Source organism: Mesobacillus subterraneus, assembly GCF_023715485.1.
GTDB classification, from domain to species: Bacteria; Bacillota; Bacilli; order Bacillales; family Cytobacillaceae; genus Mesobacillus; species Mesobacillus subterraneus_B.
In genome coordinates this window covers 78,155-100,095 of record NZ_JAMBOF010000007.1, presented here as the reverse complement: position 1 = coordinate 100,095, position 21,941 = coordinate 78,155, and the positions used below count along the sequence as shown (strand labels likewise).

The 21,941-nt window shown below is 43.4% G+C and carries 14 protein-coding genes and 1 riboswitch; of the genes, 6 read left to right on the top strand and 8 right to left on the bottom strand.

Annotation, left to right across the window (positions count from 1 at the left end; genetic code table 11):
- Positions 1-156: 156 nt before the first annotated feature.
- Together M3204_RS11800 and M3204_RS11795 are read right to left on the bottom strand one after the other, a co-directional pair.
- The gene (locus M3204_RS11800; protein WP_251481848.1) at positions 157-972 is read right to left on the bottom strand and encodes an EcsC family protein; all 816 of its coding nucleotides are present in this window, start codon (positions 970-972) and stop codon (positions 157-159) included.
- Between the two features lie 62 nt (positions 973-1,034).
- Entirely contained in the window at positions 1,035-1,820 is a 786-nt protein-coding gene (locus M3204_RS11795) for an arylamine N-acetyltransferase family protein (RefSeq protein WP_251481845.1), read from the bottom strand.
- 485 nt (positions 1,821-2,305) lie between these two features.
- Between M3204_RS11795 and M3204_RS11790 the strand changes: the two genes are divergently transcribed.
- Together M3204_RS11790 and M3204_RS11785 are read left to right on the top strand one after the other, a co-directional pair.
- Positions 2,306-7,864 carry a pullulanase gene (locus tag M3204_RS11790; protein WP_251481842.1) on the top strand — a complete coding sequence of 1,853 codons (5,559 nt, stop codon included), beginning with the start codon at positions 2,306-2,308 and terminating at the stop codon, positions 7,862-7,864.
- 120 nt (positions 7,865-7,984) lie between these two features.
- Positions 7,985-8,779: an alpha/beta fold hydrolase gene (locus M3204_RS11785; RefSeq protein WP_251481841.1), complete on the top strand. Its 795-nt coding sequence runs from the start codon at positions 7,985-7,987 to the stop codon at positions 8,777-8,779.
- Between the two features lie 47 nt (positions 8,780-8,826).
- Here M3204_RS11785 and M3204_RS11780 read toward each other — a convergent pair whose 3' ends face one another.
- From M3204_RS11780 to M3204_RS11765, 4 genes are all read right to left on the bottom strand, one after another.
- Positions 8,827-9,033: a hypothetical protein gene (locus tag M3204_RS11780; protein WP_251481838.1), complete on the bottom strand. Its 207-nt coding sequence runs from the start codon at positions 9,031-9,033 to the stop codon at positions 8,827-8,829.
- 330 nt (positions 9,034-9,363) lie between these two features.
- A complete protein-coding gene (locus M3204_RS11775; protein ID WP_251481837.1) occupies positions 9,364-11,103 on the bottom strand; it encodes a methyl-accepting chemotaxis protein in 1,740 nt (579 codons plus the stop codon).
- Between the two features lie 187 nt (positions 11,104-11,290).
- A complete protein-coding gene (locus tag M3204_RS11770) occupies positions 11,291-12,763 on the bottom strand; it encodes an alanine/glycine:cation symporter family protein (protein ID WP_251481833.1) in 1,473 nt (490 codons plus the stop codon).
- Between the two features lie 174 nt (positions 12,764-12,937).
- Positions 12,938-14,533: an amidohydrolase gene (locus M3204_RS11765; protein WP_251481831.1), complete on the bottom strand. Its 1,596-nt coding sequence runs from the start codon at positions 14,531-14,533 to the stop codon at positions 12,938-12,940.
- A gap of 218 nt (positions 14,534-14,751) precedes the next feature.
- A riboswitch (Lysine riboswitch) is annotated at positions 14,752-14,930 on the bottom strand.
- 149 nt (positions 14,931-15,079) lie between these two features.
- Between M3204_RS11765 and M3204_RS11760 the strand changes: the two genes are divergently transcribed.
- Positions 15,080-15,985 (top strand): nuclease-related domain-containing protein, encoded by a 906-nt coding sequence (locus tag M3204_RS11760; protein WP_251481829.1) that lies wholly within the window; start codon positions 15,080-15,082, stop codon positions 15,983-15,985.
- A gap of 60 nt (positions 15,986-16,045) precedes the next feature.
- Here the strand turns inward: M3204_RS11760 and M3204_RS11755 are convergent, their stop codons facing one another.
- A complete protein-coding gene (locus M3204_RS11755; protein ID WP_251481827.1) occupies positions 16,046-16,183 on the bottom strand; it encodes a hypothetical protein in 138 nt (45 codons plus the stop codon).
- A 357-nt stretch (positions 16,184-16,540) separates the two neighbouring features.
- Here M3204_RS11755 and M3204_RS11750 point away from each other — a divergent pair, with 357 nt between their 5' ends.
- The 3 genes from M3204_RS11750 to M3204_RS11740 all read left to right on the top strand — a co-directional run bounded on the left by M3204_RS11750 (position 16,541) and on the right by M3204_RS11740 (position 20,291).
- Complete coding sequence (locus M3204_RS11750) at positions 16,541-17,269, top strand: GntR family transcriptional regulator (protein ID WP_251481825.1); 729 nt, start codon at positions 16,541-16,543, stop codon at positions 17,267-17,269.
- The gene (gntK, locus tag M3204_RS11745; RefSeq protein WP_251481822.1) at positions 17,262-18,797 is read left to right on the top strand and encodes a gluconokinase; all 1,536 of its coding nucleotides are present in this window, start codon (positions 17,262-17,264) and stop codon (positions 18,795-18,797) included. Before M3204_RS11750 ends, gntK begins: the two co-directional genes overlap by 8 nt.
- Before the next feature lie 147 nt (positions 18,798-18,944).
- On the top strand, positions 18,945-20,291 hold the full coding sequence (locus tag M3204_RS11740) for a GntP family permease (RefSeq protein WP_251481819.1): 1,347 nt from the start codon (positions 18,945-18,947) through the stop codon (positions 20,289-20,291).
- A gap of 64 nt (positions 20,292-20,355) precedes the next feature.
- On the opposite strand, the gene M3204_RS11735 is transcribed toward M3204_RS11740, so the two are convergent.
- Positions 20,356-21,606 (bottom strand): MFS transporter, encoded by a 1,251-nt coding sequence (locus tag M3204_RS11735; protein ID WP_251481817.1) that lies wholly within the window; start codon positions 21,604-21,606, stop codon positions 20,356-20,358.
- Positions 21,607-21,941 lie beyond the last annotated feature (335 nt).

Sequence of the window (21,941 nt, the reverse complement as noted above, 5' to 3'; positions counted from 1 at the left end):
GGCGGCGAGGAGGCTCAGCGCCAGCCTCGCGGAAAGCGAAGCGCCTGGAACGGAAATCAACGGACCATTTTTACAAGCCGCTAAAAAACAAGAGGGTGCCCAAAAGTTTTTACCTTTTGGGACACCCTCTCTCCTATATTCCTTTTAAAATCACTTTTAATCAACAACAATATTGCTTCCTTCCTTCTCAAGCCTCTCCAGAATCCGCCTCTTCTGATAAAGCATTGTAGCTGTTTCAGCAAGGTCACTCACCATGGACCGGTTGGCGAACGCCCCGAAAACAATCCCGGCTACCGGTACCATCTGGAGCAGCTTCTTCCAGCCGAAGGATTCGGTGTAGGCTAGAGTTACCTCGCGCCAGCCTTGAAGCTGAGAAATCACTTCGCGAGATTTATTCTCGTTATTGAAATCGGTCAGTTCATTTAAGATGGCCTGTTTACCGACTACATCGGCCGATGAGTATTGCAGGCATTTTATGATGAAAACTCGTTCTTTCTTTTCCTTTAGATCATATCCATGAATGATCGCGATATCTTGGAGTGTTTTTAGGGAAAGCGCAAGCACTGCTGGAATATCAATCGCCAGAGTAAAAATTCCGCCAATCCCGGTGCTGGCTCCTTGGATTGTTGCTGCTTTTTTGCGCTGCTCTCCAAGTGCTAATGATGCCTTCTTCATATCTTCTACCGATATGTCCTCAAGGTCCGATAGCTGGCTGACTGCTCTGCCAGTCTTCTTCTCGATATAATTGAACACGGATTTCTCGTTGGATAAATATTGGCCGCCGGTTTGGATGTAGCTTCCCAGCTCATCAAGCAGCGTGCCTACTTTCTCCTGGATAAATTTTGGCGTGAATCGGTCCAGCATCTTGAAAGGCAGGCGGGTCAACTTCTCCCAAAACCAAAGCCCCTTCTGATCCTTTTCCCATTTTTCAATTGCCTTCAATTCATTTAATAAGTAGTCTCTTGAATCCATCCTCATTCATCCACCTGTCATTTTTTAATACTTATATTAACGGTTAGCACGATAGGAAGGTTTCATTTCACATCAACTTTATAGTATTTCCTTGCCAGCTCCCTGAAACGCTCCGAGTCAATTTCCTCTTTCGCCATCTTACCATCCTTCCAATGAGTATAACTAGTTTCCGTTAATACCATGCTTCCCTCAGCAGTCACTCTTGTCAGCAAAAGTTTTTTATTGAAAGGGGACTGTGGATGTTCTGTGATGATTTTCTTCATTTCATTCAGCTCGCTAATATCCTTAACTAGTTGTGTTGAATCGAACGCGTATCCTAATCTCCATTCAGTGTCTTTATTCTTTAGCTTCATTTCTAAAAAGTAATCGCCAAATTCGTTTTTCTCTTTCTTTACGCGGAACTCACCATTCGAAGAACTGATTTCCATTCCATTCAAGGGAACTGGTTTTAAAGGAAGATTACCGCCGAAGCCGGTATCCACCAAGTACCTCTCCGCCGCATCTTTCAACAAGATGGCAGCATGCGTTTTCCCTGTCGGACTGAACCCGTTAATATCCGGAACATATACGGCTCCCCGCACCAGCTGAACATCAAGCCCATTTTCCCGCAAGAATAAATAAAGCAGACCATTCAAATCATAGCAAAGCCCGCCTTCCTTCCTTTCAATAATTTTCTCCGTCAAATTCTTTTCATTCAAATCGCTCAGATCACCAGAAAGCGTGCAGAGGTTTTCAAAAGGAATGGCTGCGGCGGTTAATTCAAGAATGATGTCCAGGTTTCCCAAGGAGATTGGAGTTTCCTCAGGGAATCCAATTCTATTGCGAAATTGACGATTTAAATCGTTCATCTGCGAATACCTCTTTTCGAATTACATGTGTACTTTAAGAATACAAGAATTTTACGTTGAGATGCCAATTCCTTAGTAATTGGGTGCAAAGAATATTTATAGGTCTATATGCTCATTTTTGGTTACTATATTATTTTTATTCCGACAAAATTCTTCTATTAACAATATCCTTGATAATGAAATTATTGAGTATTTGAGAGATTTGAAATACTTTTGATTCTTTTTAACTATGTACCCTTTGTTCTGTGTAGGTTTTTGGCACTATTTGTCTATAAATAGAATGCCTGATGTTCATTGCTGGATGGATTAATCTATTGTAAAATTAAGAGGAAAGTTTATTGCAAGCGCTTGCATTATTTAAGAGTTTAAATTTTTTTACTCTGTTGTGCAAACGGTTTCACTTAGAATTCCAAAGTTTAAGAAAGGAGGATTGCTTCTACTGCTACTCTAGTTAGACAAATCCATTAAAGGGGGAAAATATTCGAATGCGAAGGAACACGAAACGCAATTTCTCAATTTTCATGACCGCTATTATGCTTTTGAGCTTATGGCTTCCTTTTATACCAGCTCAAAAGGCAGAAGCGGAAGGAACAACAGCAACCTCAGAATCGGCTGATCGCAAAGTACGCTTTACGTACATTCGTGAAGATCAAAATTTTGGCCAATGGAATATCTGGGTATGGAACACCGGCGTGAAGAATGACCAAATCAATTTTCAAAAATATGAGGGCAGCAAAGCGGTAGCTGATATTGCCGTAGCCCAAGACACCAAGGAAATTGGCTTTGTCCTTCGCAGTACAGAGGATTGGGCTACTGCCCAGAAGGAATTCGGAGATCGTCTTATCCCGGTGAACAAAAACGACTCCATTACTAAAGCATTCATCACAAGTGGGGTGGAACAAATCCGTATCGTTCCAGATGGATCAGCTCCTGTTATTGAGAATGGAAATGCGACATTCTTTTATCGTGATAAAGAGCTTTTTGCAAATGATGCAATGGGCACGATCGAAAAAGTAGAATTGAAGTTTAATAATGAATCAATTGAAATGACATATGAGCCAGAGAATGAGAGATTCGTAGCACCTTACGAAAACATTCCAAATGGTACACATGAATATACATTCCTTGTTACAAAAAATGGACAGACAGTTGAAGTAACAGACCCGTATAACACGGTTGACGGCGTATCCAAAATTACTTATGCAAATGCTGAGTTAACGGTTTCAGGTTCAGTTAATCCCGCAGAGATTGATTACAACCAGAACGCTGTGTTGTCTGTTGATGTACAGGGACTGACTGATGGAGTTGAAATCAGCAAGATCACAGCTGATGTTTCCGAGCTTGGCGGATCAAAGGCTCTTGAAGTCGACCCATCTTTAAAAGAAGTGACAATTGCAGTCGATGACAACGTAACAGCAGGCACTAAAACGATTCCGTTAACGGTCACCGATTCATTCGGCAACCCGCATAACGGAACAGCAAGTGTAACAGTAAAAACGAGACAATCCGTCGGTGAAAATGATTTTGACTGGGACGAGTCGATCATCTACTTCATGCTGACAGACCGTTTCTTTGATGGGGATTCAGCAAATAATGACCCTTACAATCAGAACTACGATGCAAAGAATGACCGTGGTACTTACCAGGGCGGCGATTTTAAAGGAATCACTGAAAAATTGGATTACCTGGATGAACTAGGTGTAAACACGATCTGGATCAGTCCGATTGTAGAGAACATCAAGTACGATGTACGCTCCAATGATGAGCATTCCTATTATGCATATCATGGCTACTGGGCTAGCAATTTCGGGAAATTAAACCCTCACTTCGGGACAATGGAAGATTTCCATCAATTGATTGACGCTGCACATGGTCGCGGCATCAAAATCATGGTAGATGTAGTTTTGAACCACACAGGTTATGGGTTGAAAGACATTGACGGTTCTGCTGAAAACCAGCCAGTTGGATACCCAACAGATGAAGAGCGCAGCACCTATAGCAGCCTGCTCCGCCAGGGTTCCAACGTAGGCGATGATGAAGTTGTTGGGGAGCTGGCAGATCTTCCTGACTTTAAAACAGAAGATCCAGCAGTCCGCCAGACAATCATTGATTGGCAGACAAAATGGATTGAGGAAGCAACAACAGATAATGGCAACACAATTGATTACTTCCGCGTTGACACAGTTAAGCACGTGGAAGACACAACATGGATGGCGTTCAAGAATGCCATAACTAAAAAAATGCCTGAACACAAAATGATCGGTGAGGCTTGGGGAGCAAGTGCTGACAACCAGCAAGGATACCTTGAAACAGGTATGATGGACTCCCTGCTTGACTTCGGATTCAAAGGAATAGCGCACGATTTTGTAAAAGGCAACCTAAAGGCAGCAAACGATGCCCTGATTGCCCGCAACGATAAAATTGATAACACAGCTACTCTTGGCCAGTTCTTGGGAAGCCATGACGAAGATGGATTCCTGCACGCTGTTGGAAACGACAAAGGCAAACTGAAGGTTGCTGCTTCCCTGCAAGCAACAGCCAAGGGACAGCCAGTCATTTATTATGGTGAAGAGCTTGGTCAAAGCGGAGCGAACAACTATCCGCAATATGACAATCGTTATGACCTTGCATGGGATCATGTTGAAGGTAACGATGTCCTGGAGCACTACAAAAAGATTCTGAACTTCAGAAGCGATCGTTCTGAATTGTTCGCTAAAGGTGAGCGCACAACAATCAGTGGCACAGACGCTGATAAGTTCATGGTTTTTGCAAGAAAGCATGAAAATGAAGCTGCATATGTTGGCTTGAACGTTGCTGAAGCTGCAAAAGAAGTGACATTGACTGTTAATGGAGAAAATGCAGTAGTGACTGACCACTATTCAGGCAAGACATTTACTGCGGCAGATGGAAAAGTAACACTAACAATTCCTGCAAAAGCAGATGGCGGAACAGTTTTACTTACAGTTGAGAATGGTGCAATCATTCCTGCGGAAGACGGCAATGGTGATGGAGATGGCGGTGGAGATGGAACTGTCGAACCAATCCCTGCGAACCATGTCCGTATCCACTACAAACGTGACGATAATAACTATCAAAACTATGGCGCATGGCTGTGGAATAACGTAGCCTCCCCTTCTGCCAACTGGCCGACTGGCGCTACAATGTTCGAAAAAACGGACAGCTATGGTGCATACATTGACGTCGAGCTTGCAGATGGCGCAAAGAACATCGGCTTCCTCGTCATGGACGTAACAAAAGGTGATACTGGTAAAGACGGCGGAGACAAAGGGTTTACAATCACTTCACCTGATATCAATGAAATTTTCATCAAACAAGGCGATGACAAGGTTTATACTTATGAACCAGTCAACCTTCCTGAAAACACTGTCCGCGTCCACTATGTACGCGACAATGCTGACTATGAAAACTGGGGTCTTTGGAACTGGGGCGATGTCGCTGCACCTTCTGATGGATGGCCAACAGGAGCAGCCTCCTTCTCAGGCACTGACCGTTATGGTGCGTATGTTGACATTAAGCTAAAAGAAAATGCAAAGACTATTGGAATGATTACTCTTAACAAGACAAATGGAGATAAGGATGGCGGTGACAAGTCCTTCAACCTTCTCGACAGATATAATCACGTCTGGGTTAGACAAGGCGATGATAATGTCTATATCTCTCCTTACTTGGAGCAGGCTACGGGCCTTATGTCTGCAGAAGTAGTCTCAGAAGATACAATACTATTAACTTTTACAATGACAGATGGCTTAACAGCTGAAGATTTAAAATCAAAGTTGAAAATCAAAGATGCAGATGGTAATGAAGTTTCAGTTACAAATGCTGAAATCACAAGCCCAACTGCTGCAGAAGTAAAAGCTTCATTTGATTTAAACAAGCTTCCATTATCCGTAACATTTGCAGACAGAACGGTTTCTGCAGCTACAAGCTGGAGAATGCTCGATAAAATGTTTGCTTATGAAGGCGACGACCTGGGTGCTACTTATAAAGATGGCGCAGCAACATTGAAGCTTTGGGCTCCTAAAGCAAGCAAGGTAGTTGCAAACTTCTTCAACAAGGACAATGCAGCAGAGCAAATTGGCAGCATTGAGTTAACAAAGGGTGAAAAAGGAGTCTGGTCTGCTGACGTTGCTCCTGGCGACCTGAAGGTAACTGATCTTGAGGGTTATTTTTACCAGTATGAAGTGACAAATGATGGAGTGACCAAGAAGGTTCTTGATCCTTACGCAAAATCAATGGCAGCCTTCACGGTGAACACGAAGGGCGAAGCTGGTCCGGATGGTGACAAGGTTGGTAAAGCTGCGATCATTGACATGAGCGGGACAGATCCTGAGGATTTCGATCATGCAAAAATCAAAGGCTATGAAAAGCGTGAAGATGCAGTCATTTATGAGGTTCATGTACGTGACTTCACATCTGACCCTTCTATTGAAGGTGACCTGAACGCTAGATGGGGTTCTTACAATGCCTTTATTGACAAGCTGGATTATATTAAAAAGCTTGGTGTTACACACGTTCAATTGCTTCCTGTAATGGCGTGGTATTATGGCGATGAAACGAAAATGGGCCAAAGAGAGCTTGATTACTCTGCTGGCGGCAATGAATACAACTGGGGCTATGACCCACACAGCTACTTCTCGCCAGACGGCGCATATTCAGAGGATGCAACTGATCCTGAATTACGCGTAAAAGAACTGAAGAAAATGATTGATGCGATCCATGATGCGGGAATGGGTGTAGTCCTTGACGTTGTTTACACTCATATGGCACAAGCCAGCCAGCTGAATGATATCGTTCCAAACTACTATGCGTTCCAGGACGCGCAAGGAAACTTCCTTGGCGGCTTCGGAAACAACCTTGCTACAAGCCACACAATGGCTGAAAAGCTAATGGTAGATTCAGTGAAATACTGGTTCGAAGAATACAAGATTGACGGTATGAGATTTGATATGATGGGTGACGCAACATACCCTTCTATCCAGAACGCATATGACGCTGCGGCTTCTGTAAATCCTGATGCTTTATTCATCGGTGAAGGCTGGAGAACATTTGCCGGACACATCGCTGAGCCAGAACTTGCCGGCATGGGCGCAGATCAGGATTGGATGGACAAAACTGATAATGTTGGCGTATTCTCAGATGAAATTCGTAACGAATTGAAATCAGGCTTCGGTTCTGAAGGTGAACCTCGTTTCATAACAGGCGGAGCAAGAGACATCAACACAATCTTCAACAACATCAAAGCTCAGCCTGGCAACACAGCTGACGACGATCCAGGCGATATGGTCCAGTACATCGCAGCACACGATAACCTGCCGCTGCACGATGTTATTGCCCAATCGATTAAAAAGGATCCATCGATTCCTGAAAACGAGTTAGAGATCCACAAACGTATTCGTATCGGAAACTCCTTGATCCTGACATCTCAAGGTACAGCATTCCTTCATGCAGGCCAGGAGTATGGCAGAACGAAGCAATGGAAAGGCGAAGGCGTTCCTGAACAGAAGTATCACGAATTAACTGATGATCAAGGAAAACCATTCGGTTACTTCATTCACGATTCATATGATTCTTCTGATGCGATCAACATGTTCGACTGGCAAAAAGCAACAAACAAAAACGAATACTCAGTCAACACAACCACTCAAGCCTATACACAAGGTTTGATTGAGCTGAGAAAATCAACAAACGCTTTCCGTCTAGGCGAGAAAGAACTAGTTGATCAGAATATAAAGTTGCTAGATTTACCTGAAATCAAAGATTCAGACTTAGTCATCGCTTACGAGAATGTTTCCACTGATAAAACTGGAACATACTACGTATTCGTAAACGCCGATATGAAAGCTCGTACGTTGACTTTAGGAGATCTTGACTTCTCCAAAGCTAAGGTCCTTGTTGACAATGACGAAGCAGGGAAAACCCCAGTTTCGAAGCCATCTGGTTTCAAACTAACGAAAGACAAATTAACACTTGATCCATTGACTACTGTTGTCATTAAGGTGGACAACAAAGGTAAAAAGAAATAATAGAACGTCAGCAGGCATCATCCCTCATCGGATGATGCCTGCTGCTTTTATTGAAGGGTTTACTGCACAAAGCAACAAGGGTATCATTAATGAGACACCCTGAAGACTGAGGAGAATTGGATGCTGGATTACAAGTTATATAAGGGCCGCGGCTCGGAGTACATTGTTCTGTTGCACGGGATTGGCGGGAACTCCAATATTTTTTACAAGCAGCTAAAACCGTTTCTTAAAAAATATAATATATTGGCCATCCACATGCCTGGGCATGGCGATTCACCGGACATAGATTCATATAAAGAAAGGTTTTCTTTTGATTTGATTGCCAGGGAGATTGGAAAAACCCTGGATCATCTGTCAATTCGCAAGGCGCATTTTGTTGGCATTTCGCTCGGAACCATCATCGTCCACCACTTGTTGCAGACAGAGCCGAAGCGTGTAAGGTCTGCTGTTCTTGGCGGCGCCATTACAAGGTTAAATCTTTTTGCTAAATCGCTAATTAAATTGGCTTGGTTCATTAAAGATTTCATTCCATTCATGTGGCTGTATCGGATTTTGGCTTTGATTTTAATGCCGAAAGACAACCATCGTGATTCAAGGCGGTTTTTCATCCAAGAGGCCTACAAGATGAAAAGGAATAATTTCCTTGCCTGGTATCACCTTGCTGGTGATGTAGAAGCCACCTACAGCAAAGTCCAGAAAAATAGCGAGGACATCCCAAAGCTCTATATATCAGGAGCAGAGGACCATATGTTTGTGAAGGAATTAGCGGAAGACCTGCGCAGCGATAAAAGTTCCGAATTGGTGATTCTAAGTAATTGCGGCCACGTATGCAATATTGAAAATGCTGACGACTTTAATCAGCTTTCACTGGACTTTATGAAGAAACATCAAATCAAAAAGAAGAAGATCGTATAGCAATAAATCGGGGAGGATACCAGCTGGCATCCTCCCCTTTAACTTGTTTAATAATAATATGGATATCTGCCGATAGGCCCGCAACAAGGATATCCATAAGGCGGAAATCCGCCACCGTATCCATAATATGGGCGCGGATAAAATAAAGCACTTCCTAATAATCCCCCAGCCAATCCGCCTAAAAATGGCAACCCAAAACCGAAGCCGAAAAACCTCTGGTCTTGTGACCGGTAAGGATGTCTATAACCATACATACGACGTACCTCCCTCTTTCTTTTATGTTTACACTAATTTTATATGCGTTTATCATGGGTTTGGCTTGGGCTAAAGAAGGTTTATCATTAGATGGACCCAGTGCTGGGCAGCTATTCATTTGGGAAATATGGTGATGTGAAGTGAATTTATGAGAATATATGAGGCTTATTGGTGACCTATGGCACCAATTTTTACTCATGCAGGATTCCAATAGCCTCTATTGGACACCTCTGACGACGATTTTAGCTCACGCTGGTTTTCCAGACATCCGGATGGCCAAAGCAATCCTATAAAAAAAGAAGCAAGGGAACGCCCCTGCTTCTGTTCTACTAAATCTTAAATTTGGCAACCATTTCCCTCAGGCTCTCTGCTAAATTAGCCAGGGAAGCTGATGATGCTGCTACTTCTTCCATAGAAGCTAATTGTTCTTCTGTGGCTGAGGCGATTTCGGATGTGCTCGCGACGGAGTCTCGGGCAATCTTTGTTACCTCTTCGATTGAAGCATTTACCTGCTGGACGCTTGCGGACATTTCTTCTGAAATCGCTGAAACCTCCTGGATTTCTGAGCTGACATTCTCGATTGATTTTAAGATTTGATTAAAGGTTTGGCCTGTCTCTTCTACTAATGATGTACCCTCGGAAATCTCGACAGTTCCTTTGTTCATCATTTCCACGACTTGATGTGTTTCTTTTTGGATGACCTCGATCAAGCCGGATATCTGGCTGGCAGATTGCCTTGAAAGCTCAGCTAATTTCCTGACTTCATCTGCTACCACCGCAAAACCTTTGCCGTGCTCACCCGCTCTTGCAGCTTCAATTGCTGCATTCAGCGCCAGCAAATTGGTCTGGTCTGCGATGCCTGTGATGACCTCAACGATTTTTCCGATTTCAGCTGATTTACGGTCCAAGTCCTTGATTACTGCATTCGTCTCGCTTGTCGTATGATTGATCGTCTTCATTTTTTCAATTACTTTCTCAAGAGATTCATTACCGATCATTGCCTGTTTCGTTGTATCGGCAGCAGATTCTGCTACAGTTGAAGTGGTTACAGCAACCCTCTGGATGCCACCCGCCATCTCTCCTACTGCTTTCGCACTCTCATTCGTATTTATGCTTTGGAGTTCTGCACCGCTTGCAACTTCCTGAATTGCCGTAGCAACCTGGTTCGTTGCCGAATTTGTCTGGTCCGCACTTGCCATCATTTCTTCCGCCGATGCTGCGACCTGTTCAGACGTGCTGCTTACCTGGAAAATTAAATTTCTCAGGTTGGTAGTCATTTCATTAAAATCTGCAGCTAACTCACCGATTTCGTCTTTATTTTTCACATTAATTTTATCAATAACCAGGTTTCCATTTGCCACTTGCTTAGCCGCCTGCGACACAAGCTGGACAGGCCTTGAAATCATCCTGCTTATGTACAAAGCAATCACGATTCCAATGATAAAAGCCGCTGCACTGATCGCAATGATGAGTACTGCTATTTTCTGTACATTTCCCGACAAAATTTCACTCGTTTCTTGCAGTGCATCTTCCTGATAATCAAAAGCATCTTCTGCCGCTGAATTCAGGCTGAAAATTAGCGGATTCCCTTTTTCCTGCATCAATAATCTAACCTTGACTGATTGTTCGTCTCTTTGTAAAGTAAACGCCTCTGAAGCAACCTCATAATACTGCGCTTCAACGGCAACAAGGTTTTCTCCTACCTTCTTTCCCTCAGCGGATTGTGTTACTTTTAAATATTCCTTTGAGCTTTTTGCAAAATCTTCAACAGCACCCTCAAATTCTATGAGACTTTCCCCATCGCCATTAGCCAAATACTTTTGAAGGGCCAGCTGCTCCCTCATGACTGCATCCTTCATCTCGACAATCAGATTCAGCTTTTCCATTCGGTCACTAATGGACGACGAATACTGGCTATTCATTTTGCTAAACTCAAAATTCGTTATGACTGCGACAACTGCCATTAACCCCAAAACCGAGAAAAAGCCAGTCAATAGTTTGTTCCGGACACTGAACTTCATCTTCGGTCCAGTTTTTGGTCTTCTTGCGAATCTCATTTTGAATTTCATTTTCCGCTCCCCTGTCCAGCAATATAGTAAATTACCGTTTTTGCTCCTATTATGTATTTCGGTTTGGATTTATATAAATTTAGGTCTTTCGGCATTAATCTTAGAAATGCGAGCAAATTAATTCGACACAAAAAAAAGAGAAGACCCCACCTTCTCTTTTTTGCATCAGCAGAACGATTCCTGTACTTTAAACTGCTTTCTTATTAGCTTTTTCCTTCTCTACTTTATCCTCATAGAATAGAGCCAGGTCCGGATCGATTTTTCCTATTCCCAGATATCTTGCTTTGTAATCATTTAAAAGTACAAAGAATTGCTTTCCCAAGATTAAGAGGACGACTACGTTAATGAAGGTTGGTACGGCCGATGATATATCAGCGAAATACCATACTGTCTGGCCTGGCAAGCCAAATGCAACTCCATAGACGACCATCAGGGTTCCCGGGATCGGGTATAAATAGATGAAGGTTTTCAAGATCCTGTCTTTCGCTTTCGTTTTTCCTTTTAAAAGGTGACGCAAAACGATTTCGTAATAAGAGTACCAGCCGGTAACGGTTGTCAGACCGAATAATAGAATCGATACGGCAATCGCAATTCTTCCAAATGAGCCAATTCCCGTTTCAAATGCGGTGAGCGTTAAATCTGCACCCGTCAATCCTGACGACCATGCACCGGTGATAATGATCGTAAATGCTGTAATAGATGAAACGATGATGGTATCAATGAAGACTTCAAATGCGCCCCAAATTCCTTGTTTTATCGGGTGGTCTACCTTTGCAGTAGAATGGATCATCGGGGAAGTACCCCAGCCTGCTTCATTGCTGTATACAGATCTGGCCATACCCATCCGGATTGCCTGAGCCATTGCCGCGCCAGCAAAGCCTCCAACTGCTGCTGTTCCTCCAAACGCACCATTAAAAATCAAAGCGAAAACACTTCCGAGTTGACTGATATTCGTAATGATGATGAACAATCCTGCAACAACATAGAACAATACCATCGCTGGGACAAGTTTTGATGCAAGCTTCCCAATATGTTTGATTCCGCCCCAAACGACAAAATAAACCAAAATTGAAAAGAGAATCGATGCAGGGATCATTCCGATATGAAATGTCGAACTGATTGCCTCTGAAATGGTATAGTTCTGCATCGTAATGAAGAACGTTGAAAAGATTCCAAAGCCAAATATCGCCGCAGGGAAAATCCAGTATTTGAAATTCCGCTCTTCCCCCAGCCCTCTTTCCATATAATAAGTCGGTCCGCCATATGGCTCACCATTCTCATCCGTTCTTCGGTAGTAAACGGAAAGCGTAACTTCAACCGTCTTGATAATCATCCCAAGCAAAGCGGTCATCCACATCCAGAAAATAGCACCAGGTCCGCCAACCGCGATTGCCGTGGCAACACCACCGATATTGGCCACACCAACGGATCCGCCAATAGCAGTCGCCACTGCTTCAAACGATGACATAACCCCTTTCTTTCCATCTTCCTCTTTATCCTTCTTAAAAACACTGCTGAATGTTGCCTTTAAAATATGCGGCAAGTGCCGGAACTGAAAGAACCTGCTTCCAATCGTAAAATAAAGCCCGACAAAAACCATTGTGAGGATTAACGGCAATCCCCACAAAAATGCTGACAGGCTTGCTAAAATGCTGTCCATGTTGTCTCCCCTATGCTGATAGTTTTTTTTTGCCTTCGCTTAGCTGTTACTTTTATGACTTCTCTTAGCTGTTACTTTTATGCCTTCTCATAGCTGTTAGCTTTTATGTCTTCTCATAGCTGTTAGCTTTTATGTCTTCTCATAGCTGTTAGCTTTTATGTCTTCGCTTCGCTGTTACTTTTTCCGGTACTTAATCTCTCCGCCGATAATCGTCATTTCAATATCCATCGTTAAAAGCTCATCCGCGTCGGTCATTTCAAATGGATTAGTGGAAAAAACGGTCATGTCCGCTAATTTCCCACGTGCAATCGTACCCTTCACGGTTTCCTCATTCGTTGGATAGGCCCCAAGTTCGGTGAACAGGCGGAATGCATCTACCATTGTCAGCTTCTGTTCCGCCAAATAGCCATCATGCATTTCACCCGGCTTTTTGCGTGTAACTGCAGCATGGATTCCAAGAATCGGGTCAACAGGTTCCACCGGTGAATCGGAACCGCCTGCACAAATGACACCGGCATCCATTAGTGTTTTCCAGGCATAAGAAAGCTTGATTCGCTCACTGCCCAAACGCTCCTGAACCCACGGGAAGTCACTCGCGATAAAGCGTGGCTGGATATCTGCAATCCTGCCCGGAGCTTTAAGACGAGGAATCAGTTCCTCTCGTAAAACCTGCGCATGGATCAGCCTGTCACGATAAGCCACTGATGGAAATTGATCCAGCACGTCCAGCACATTTTCCAGAGCCTGATCGCCAATTGTATGGACTGCGATTGGCATGTCCAGCTCCCGTGCGCCTTTGACGATTTCGTATAGCTGCTCCTGGTCATACATCGCATCGCCATAATGACCTGGTGCGTCGCTATATTCTTCTGATAACAGGGCAGTCCTTCTTCCAAATGCCCCGTCAGCAAAAATCTTCACCGCGCCGATTTGCAGGGTATCATTGCCGTATCCTGTATACATTCCTGCTTCTTTTAAATCCGGTAAAAACTCATGGTTGATTAATAGGTTGCTGCGCAGTCCCAGCTGTTCCCCATTTAATAACTCGTTAAAAATATTCCATGTCATCTCTAATCCGCCTAGATAAAGAGGATCATTCGTATGCACGCTCGTTAAGCCTTTTTCAATCGCAAAATTCATTGTTTGGCGCATCGCTGTCTTCCAATCCTCGTAGGAACGCTCAGGGATGTGCTGCCTGATAAGATTCATCGCTGACTCGAGGAACAGTCCGGTCGGTTGCTTTGAGTATTCATCCAGTACGATCGTTCCGCCCTCCGGAACCGAAATCATTGGATGATAATCGCTCACCTCCAATGCTTTGCTGTTTACAATTGCCGCATGCAGGCAGGTTCTTGTTAAAAACAAGGGATTGGCCGGCGCCACATAATCCAGTTCAGAAATCTTCGGGATCGTTCCATCTGTAAAAAGATTCTCATCCCAGCTGCTGCCCACGATCCACTGGCCAGGCTCCAACTGATTTGCTTTTTCCTGAATTTTTGACAGCATCTCATGCTTGGAAGTGACACTGGCAAAATCCAAGTTGATAAAACTATCCGCCATGATCGATAAGTGGAGGTGACTGTCAATCAAGCCTGGTGTAGCCGTCTTCCCCTCCAGGTCGATGATTTGCGCGTGGCTGCCCCATTGCAGCACCATATCGGCTGAGGACCCCATATCGATAAACCGGCCATTTTCGATCACAACTGATTGTACATATGGTTTACGTGAATTGAAGGTATAGATATTCCCGTTTTTGTAGATTGTTCTCAAGATGTTTCTCCCCTTTGGAAATAGATAAAAATAACCAAGAGAGACGTCCATGCTCGAATGGTGGTTAAAGAAGTGCACATACGAACAGCGTTCATATGTAAAAGGAGTTTGAGAGAAGGAGACAGTGGAATTTTCGTATAAAAAACCTCTAACATGCAAAAAAGCAATGATAGAAAATAACCTATCATTGCTTTTTACAATATACGTTATCCTCCATTTCGATCAGTAGTTCTCCATGCACGAAACCCCGCATGACAGTCTGCTCCTTGTTCAGAAAGCATCCCAGCAGTAACCAGTTTGACCCTGATCACGCTTCGGCAAACAACCCTTTCAGCCACCATCAACGATTGTCTATCTCCGATGGACTACTCTTGTTATTCGCTCCTCTACCTCACCGATCTGATAAGATCTTATGAAATTAAGTTAATACTATCAAAATAGTAATTATAAATCAAGATGCATATTTAATCAGCTGAATATGTCTTAAAATGTTCACTGGATTTTATTTGTTTTTTCCATAAAATGAAAGATGAAAGGAAGTGGAATATGATTTTAAAAGAAAGAACCAAACCAGAAGAATTAGTAATCCTGCAAGCCCTTCAGCCTCGAATGGAACTGGAAGAGAAAGATGGGCAATACTTGTGGACACTGGAGAAAGGCTATGAAGGTGAAGTGCAATTCGACCAATGGTTTACGAAACATCGAGTTGAGAGTCTCATTATCAACGACCTGCTCCTGGAAGTGAATGGCACCCTTTTTCAAATCGACTCCTTCGTGATCACGCAGGACCGTCTGCACCTTTTTGAAGTGAAAAATCTAGAGGGGGACTATTATTTAGATGGAGAAAAATTTAAGACCGTCGCCGGCAAAGAAACCAAAAATCCCCTCCACCAACTAAGCCGCGCAGAATCACTGCTTAAACAACTGCTAAAGGAACTCGGCTTTTACATTCCTCTTGAACCTCACCTCGTGTTCATCAACCCTGAATTCGCCCTTCTGCAAGCACCATTAAAATCACCCATCATTCTACCAAACCAACTGAACCGCTTTATGTCGAACATGAACAGGGTCTCTTCAAAGTTAACAAGCAAACATACCAAATTGGCGGAGGTCCTATTATCCTTGCATATTAAGAAATCACCATTTACCAAAATACCGGGATATGATTTTGATATGTTGAGGAAGGGGGTTATTTGTAGTTTTTGCGGTGAGTTTGTGGAGAGTTTTGGACAAAAAAGATTTGTTTGCAGTCATTGTGGCAGAGGGGACTCTATTGAATCCCTTGTTTTGCAATCGTTAAATAGTTTTCAAATACTTTTTCCCGATCGAAAAGTAACCACGACCGCTATTTATGAATGGAGCAATGGAGATTTGCCAAAGAAATCCATTAGAAGAGTTTTAAAAAACAATCTATTAGTCAGCGGCGAATGCAAGTCAACTTATTACGAGTAAAATATTCTGCAATACTTGGGTCTAGATCGTGATTTCTTCCATCTAGGCTTTTTTATGTGCTCAGTTTTTCTCCTTCTTCGCATAACCGGGCATATATCTCTTCTTTTTGTTACCGGTTTTCCCCTTCTTCCTATAACCGGGCACATATCTCTTCTTTTTGTTACCGGTTTTCCCTCTCCTTCCCATAACGAGGAACATATCTCCTCTTTATGTGCCCCGTTTTCCCCTTCTTCCCATAACGGGGAACATATCTCCTCTTTATGTGCCCCGTTTTCCCCTTCTTCCCATAACGGGGAACATATCTCCTCTTTATGTGCCCCGTTTTCCCCTTCTTCCCATAACCGGGCACTTACCCCTTCTTTATGTTACCGATTTTTCCTTTTTATCACATAACCGGGCATATATCATGTTCATCCTCAACTTTCTCCCCCCCATCCTAGAATGACCACATAAGAATTTGGCAAAATAATCATGATAGAAAACGCTTGCAATTTTTCGAATCCGATTTATAATACTTGTATACAAGTATACTTGGTTAATCAGGAAGGTGAGGAAATGACGGAAAAGAAGGATTTTCTTTATCCCCAAAAATGGCTTTCAAAGGCTTCAACAGGTGACCGTGTTGCGAGCGAGCTCCGGATGCAAATTATTTCCGGCTGGATTGAAAGCGGTGCCATCCTATCGGAGAACAAACTTGCTGCTGATTTTAACGTAAGCCGTTCACCGATCCGTGAAGCGCTCAAAATTCTTTCAGCAGAAAACCTGATCCGCCTGGAAAGAATGGGTGCTGTGGTCATCGGTCTCACAGAAAAAGATATCGAAGAGATTTACGACGTCCGCTTATTAATCGAATCATTTGTTTTTGAACGACTCATTAAAATAGATACTTCAAACCTTGTCACCGAACTCAGCAAAATCCTTGAGATGATGAAAATTGCTATTAAATACAAGGATGCCGACGAGTTCAGCCTGCAAGACGTTTTATTCCATGAAACAATCATCCGTGCCATCAACCATTCCTATATCAAAATGATCTGGGATAATACAAAACCTGTTATGGAAGCGTTCATTCTTTTATCGATGCGTGTAAGGATCGAAGAAAAGTACGAAGATTTCGATCGCATCATCGAGAACCACGAGCTTTATATTGAAGCCATCAAAACGAAGAATCGCGAACTTATGGTTAAATCCTTACACCAAAATTTTGATGATGTTCAAGGTAAAGTAGATGACCTTTGGATATCGCAGCAAACGCTTTCCAGAGGAGTTGAAAAAAATGACTGAGTATATGTTGGGCGTCGATATTGGCACCACAAGCACCAAGGCTGTCCTTTTCAGTGAAAAAGGGGAAGTTATCCAGCAGGAGAGCATTGGCTACCCTCTCCACACACCGGATATTTCAACGGCCGAGCAAGATCCTGAAGAAATTTATATGGCTGTCCTTACAGCCATCACAAAAATCATGAAACACCATCAGCAAAAAAAGCTGGCTTTCATTTCTTTCAGCAGCGCGATGCACAGCGTCATTGCCATTGATGAAAATGATGAGCCGCTAACACCTTGTATTACCTGGGCGGATAACCGCAGTGAAGTATGGGCGCATAAAATCAAAAATGAACTGAACGGGCATGAAATCTACAAGCGCACGGGAACGCCGATCCATCCGATGTCACCATTAAGCAAGATCGCCTGGATCGTGAACGAGCGTCCTGAAATTGCCGCTAAAGCGAAAAAATACATCGGCATCAAGGAATTTATTTTTAAAAAGTTCTTTGACCAGTATGTCGTTGACCACTCGCTTGCGTCAGCGATGGGAATGATGAATCTTAAAAAGCTGGAATGGGATGAAGAGGCTCTGAAAATTGCGGGTATCTCAACAAATCAATTATCAGAGCTTGTACCCACAACAAGAACCTTCGAGAATTGCAATCCAGAATTAGCGAAGCAAATCGGGATTGACCCTGAAACTCCTTTTGTCATCGGTGCAAGTGACGGGGTTCTTTCAAACCTCGGCGTCAATGCGATTGGCAAAGGAGAAATCGCCGTCACAATCGGGACAAGCGGTGCCATCCGCACGATCATCGACCAGCCGCAAACCGATGAAAAAGGACGTATCTTTTGCTACGCTTTGACGGAAAAACACTGGGTCATCGGCGGTCCTGTCAATAATGGCGGGATGGTCCTCCGCTGGATCCGTGATGAATTCGCTGCTTCCGAGGTGGAAACAGCCAAAAGACTTGGCATTGATCCATACGAGGTGTTAACGAAGATTGCTGAACGTGTAAAACCTGGAGCTGAAGGCTTGTTATTCCACCCTTACCTTGCTGGCGAGCGTGCGCCATTATGGAATCCGGATGTCCGCGGTTCATTTTTCGGACTGACGATGTCCCATAAAAAAGAGCATATGATTCGAGCAGCATTAGAAGGCGTCATTTTCAACTTATACACCGTCTTTTTAGCACTTACCGAAGCGATGGAAAGTCCTGTCACAAGAATCCAGGCGACCGGCGGCTTTGCCAGGTCAGATGTCTGGCGGCAAATGATGTCTGATATTTTTGACCTCGAGGTGGTTGTGCCTGAAAGCTATGAAAGCTCATGTCTTGGGGCTTGCATCCTTGGACTTTATGCAACAGGTAAAATTGATTCATTCGAAGTCGTGTCAGACATGATCGGCAGCACCCACAAGCACTCGCCGAATGAAGAAGCGGCCAAGGAATACAGGCAGCTGGTGCCGATCTTCATCAGCTTATCCAGAGCCTTGGAAAAAGATTATACAAGAATCGCAAACTATCAAAGAAGCTTGATTAAATAAGGGATGGTCCTCATCCCTTCACTAAAATTGTTAGCGCTTTATTTTTTAAAAGGACCTATTCTCTGCATAAAGATGTCAGCGCTATTATTCACAAAGGTAACACCCCGCTCCATGCGGGTACAATAGACAACTCAGGGGGAAAACACAATGCCATTGATTATTGTAGCAATTGGTATCTTAGCCTTACTATTATTGATTATGGGCTTCAAGCTCAACACTTTCATTTCCTTGATCATCGTTTCGTTTGGCGTCGCATTGGCTCTTGGAATGCCACTTGGTGAAATTGTTAAAACGATTGAAGCAGGTTTAGGCGGAACACTCGGCCACTTAGCACTCATTTTCGGTCTTGGTGCGATGCTTGGTAAATTGATTGCAGATTCCGGCGGAGCCCAGCGAATCGCGATGACACTTGTGAACAAATTTGGTGAAAAGAACATCCAATGGGCAGTCGTTGCAGCTTCATTCATCATCGGTGTTGCTCTATTTTTCGAAGTAGGTTTAGTATTATTGATTCCAATCGTATTTGCGATTTCAAGAGAATTAAAGATTTCGATTTTGTATCTTGGTATTCCGATGACTGCCGCACTATCTGTTACACACGGCTTCCTGCCTCCTCACCCTGGTCCAACTGTAATCGCGGGTGAGTATGGAGCAAACATTGGTGAAGTATTGCTTTATGGCTTCATCATTGCGATTCCAACTGTGATTCTTGCAGGTCCAGTATTTACGAAAATCGCTAAAAAGCTTGTACCAGAATCTTTTAACAAGACAGGAAACATCGCTTCCTTAGGCGAACAAAAGACATTCAAGCTTGAAGAAACACCAGGTTTCGGTATCAGCGTTTTCACTGCACTACTACCAGTTATTTTAATGTCTATCGCGACAATCATTTCTTTACTGCAAAAAACAATGGGATTTGAGGATAATAGTTTCCTGGCAGCCATCCAATTCATCGGTGATGCTGGAACTGCCATGCTGCTCTCCCTATTAGTAGCCATTTACACAATGGGCTTGGCGAGAAACATTCCGATTAAGACTGTGATGGATTCTTGTACAACTGCTATCTCTCACATCGGCATGATGCTATTAATCATCGGCGGAGGCGGTGCCTTCAAGCAAGTATTGATCAATGGCGGCGTTGGTGACTATGTTGCTGAACTTTTTAAAGGGACCTCCCTATCACCAATTCTGCTTGCCTGGATCATTGCAGCCATCCTTCGTATCTCTCTAGGTTCAGCAACAGTTGCAGCCTTAACAACCGCTGGTTTGGTCATCCCAATGCTTGGCCAGACAGACGTTAACCTTGCCTTGGTCGTACTTGCAACAGGGGCAGGAAGCTTAATTGCTTCCCATGTAAACGACGCAGGCTTCTGGATGTTCAAGGAATACTTCGGCTTAAGCATGAAAGAAACATTCGCAACATGGACACTGCTTGAAACAATCATTTCCGTAGCAGGATTAGCTTTCATCTTATTGCTTAGTTTATTTGTTTAAAACTTATAAAAAAGAACAGCCCCCATTCTGAAAATAGAATGAGGGCTGTTCCTTTTTACTTCCGCTAAATTTCCTCTTTCACCTGATGGCTTACTGTCGATTTTTTCATCAACGGCATCAGTATGATGATACCGACCAGCAGCAAGACAGCCGATGCTTCGTACATATACACTATGGATAAATGAGATTTAAGCCAGCCGGATGCCGACATCGTAATGACCATCGCCCCCATGAACAATGGGTTCAAGATTCCGTTAACCCTACCTATGAAGGCCTCTTCCGTATTCTGCAGGATCATCGTGTTGATTCCGATATGGATGCACGGCATGAACAGTCCTGAGAAAAACTGCGCGGTCAAGGTCAGCCAGAATGCGGTTGAAAGTCCCATTCCGATAAAACCAATTGCGCTTGCTGTCATCCCAATGGCCAGAAGCATTTGCGGCGACACTTTCCTGGAGATGGCCACTGTAATCCCACCGCCGAGAATCATCCCGACTCCAAATGCAGCCATCAGCCACTGAAGGTTTTCCTTTGGAAGACCAAGTCTCTCCGTGATCAAAAATACACCAAGAGGCTGGGTCAACCCAATGGCCAGGCCTGCCGCCATGAACAAACCGCCAAGCAGCGTTAAATGCCTGCTGTTCAAAACATAGCGGAATCCTTGTTTCATTTCCTGGGTCAAAGTTGTTTCTCGCTTCTCTTCCACCGTTTTTTGATCTGCCGGAAGCATCAGCAAGACGGCAGCTGAGCAGAGGAATGCAATGCCCATGACACCGACAGCGGCCATAATCCCAAACTGCTCGTAGACAAACGTTCCGATAATTGGACCAAGGATCATAAAGAGTGCAAACACAGTCTGGTACATGGACATGCCCATCTGCACAAGTTCAGCCGGTACATAAAGCTTGAACAGCTTCATCCCTGCCGGCTGTGAAAACTGCGACAGAATGGAAGACACTAGTGTCGCAAAGAAAATCATTTTCCAGCTGCCGAAAAATAATGTAAGCAGCACAACAAAAACGGAAACTGCACTTAACAGATCACACCAAATCATCGTCCTCTTCGGCCGCCACCTGTCGGCAAATGTCCCGCCAATAAACGAAAATAAAAAGATTGGCGCGAATTCGGCTACCGAAATCATCGAAACCGCAATCGGATTTTCATTCGTTTTTTCAATTACATATAAAAGAATGGAATAATTCCGTACCCAAATCCCAATCTGAAGAAATAACACGGACAGCAAAATCGTCCTGATTACCTGATTTTGAAACAATGCGCCCATGCCTAATTTTTGCTCATTGGCTATTTCCGACATAAAAAAACCTCCTATTCCATTTCTGGACAGGAAGCTTTATTTTGATAACAAAAGAACAGAAAACACCCAAGAAAAGGTATCTCCATCATTTAAATTTTGTTCTCAAAAGGCAAGACTAATCCTATCCAGAAAACGCTCGTATCCAATTTCTTTTTACGAATGATTTTCTCAAAAAGGATTATTTGATCATTGCCCCTTGGTCACCCTTCCGTAATTAGTATCCTCATACTACCTGATAATAAAATGTAAATCAATAACATACCGGGTATTGCGCTACTACAACCAAAGTCTGAGAAAGTATCAATCTTTCAGCCGAATATAAGTAAACTCGGCAT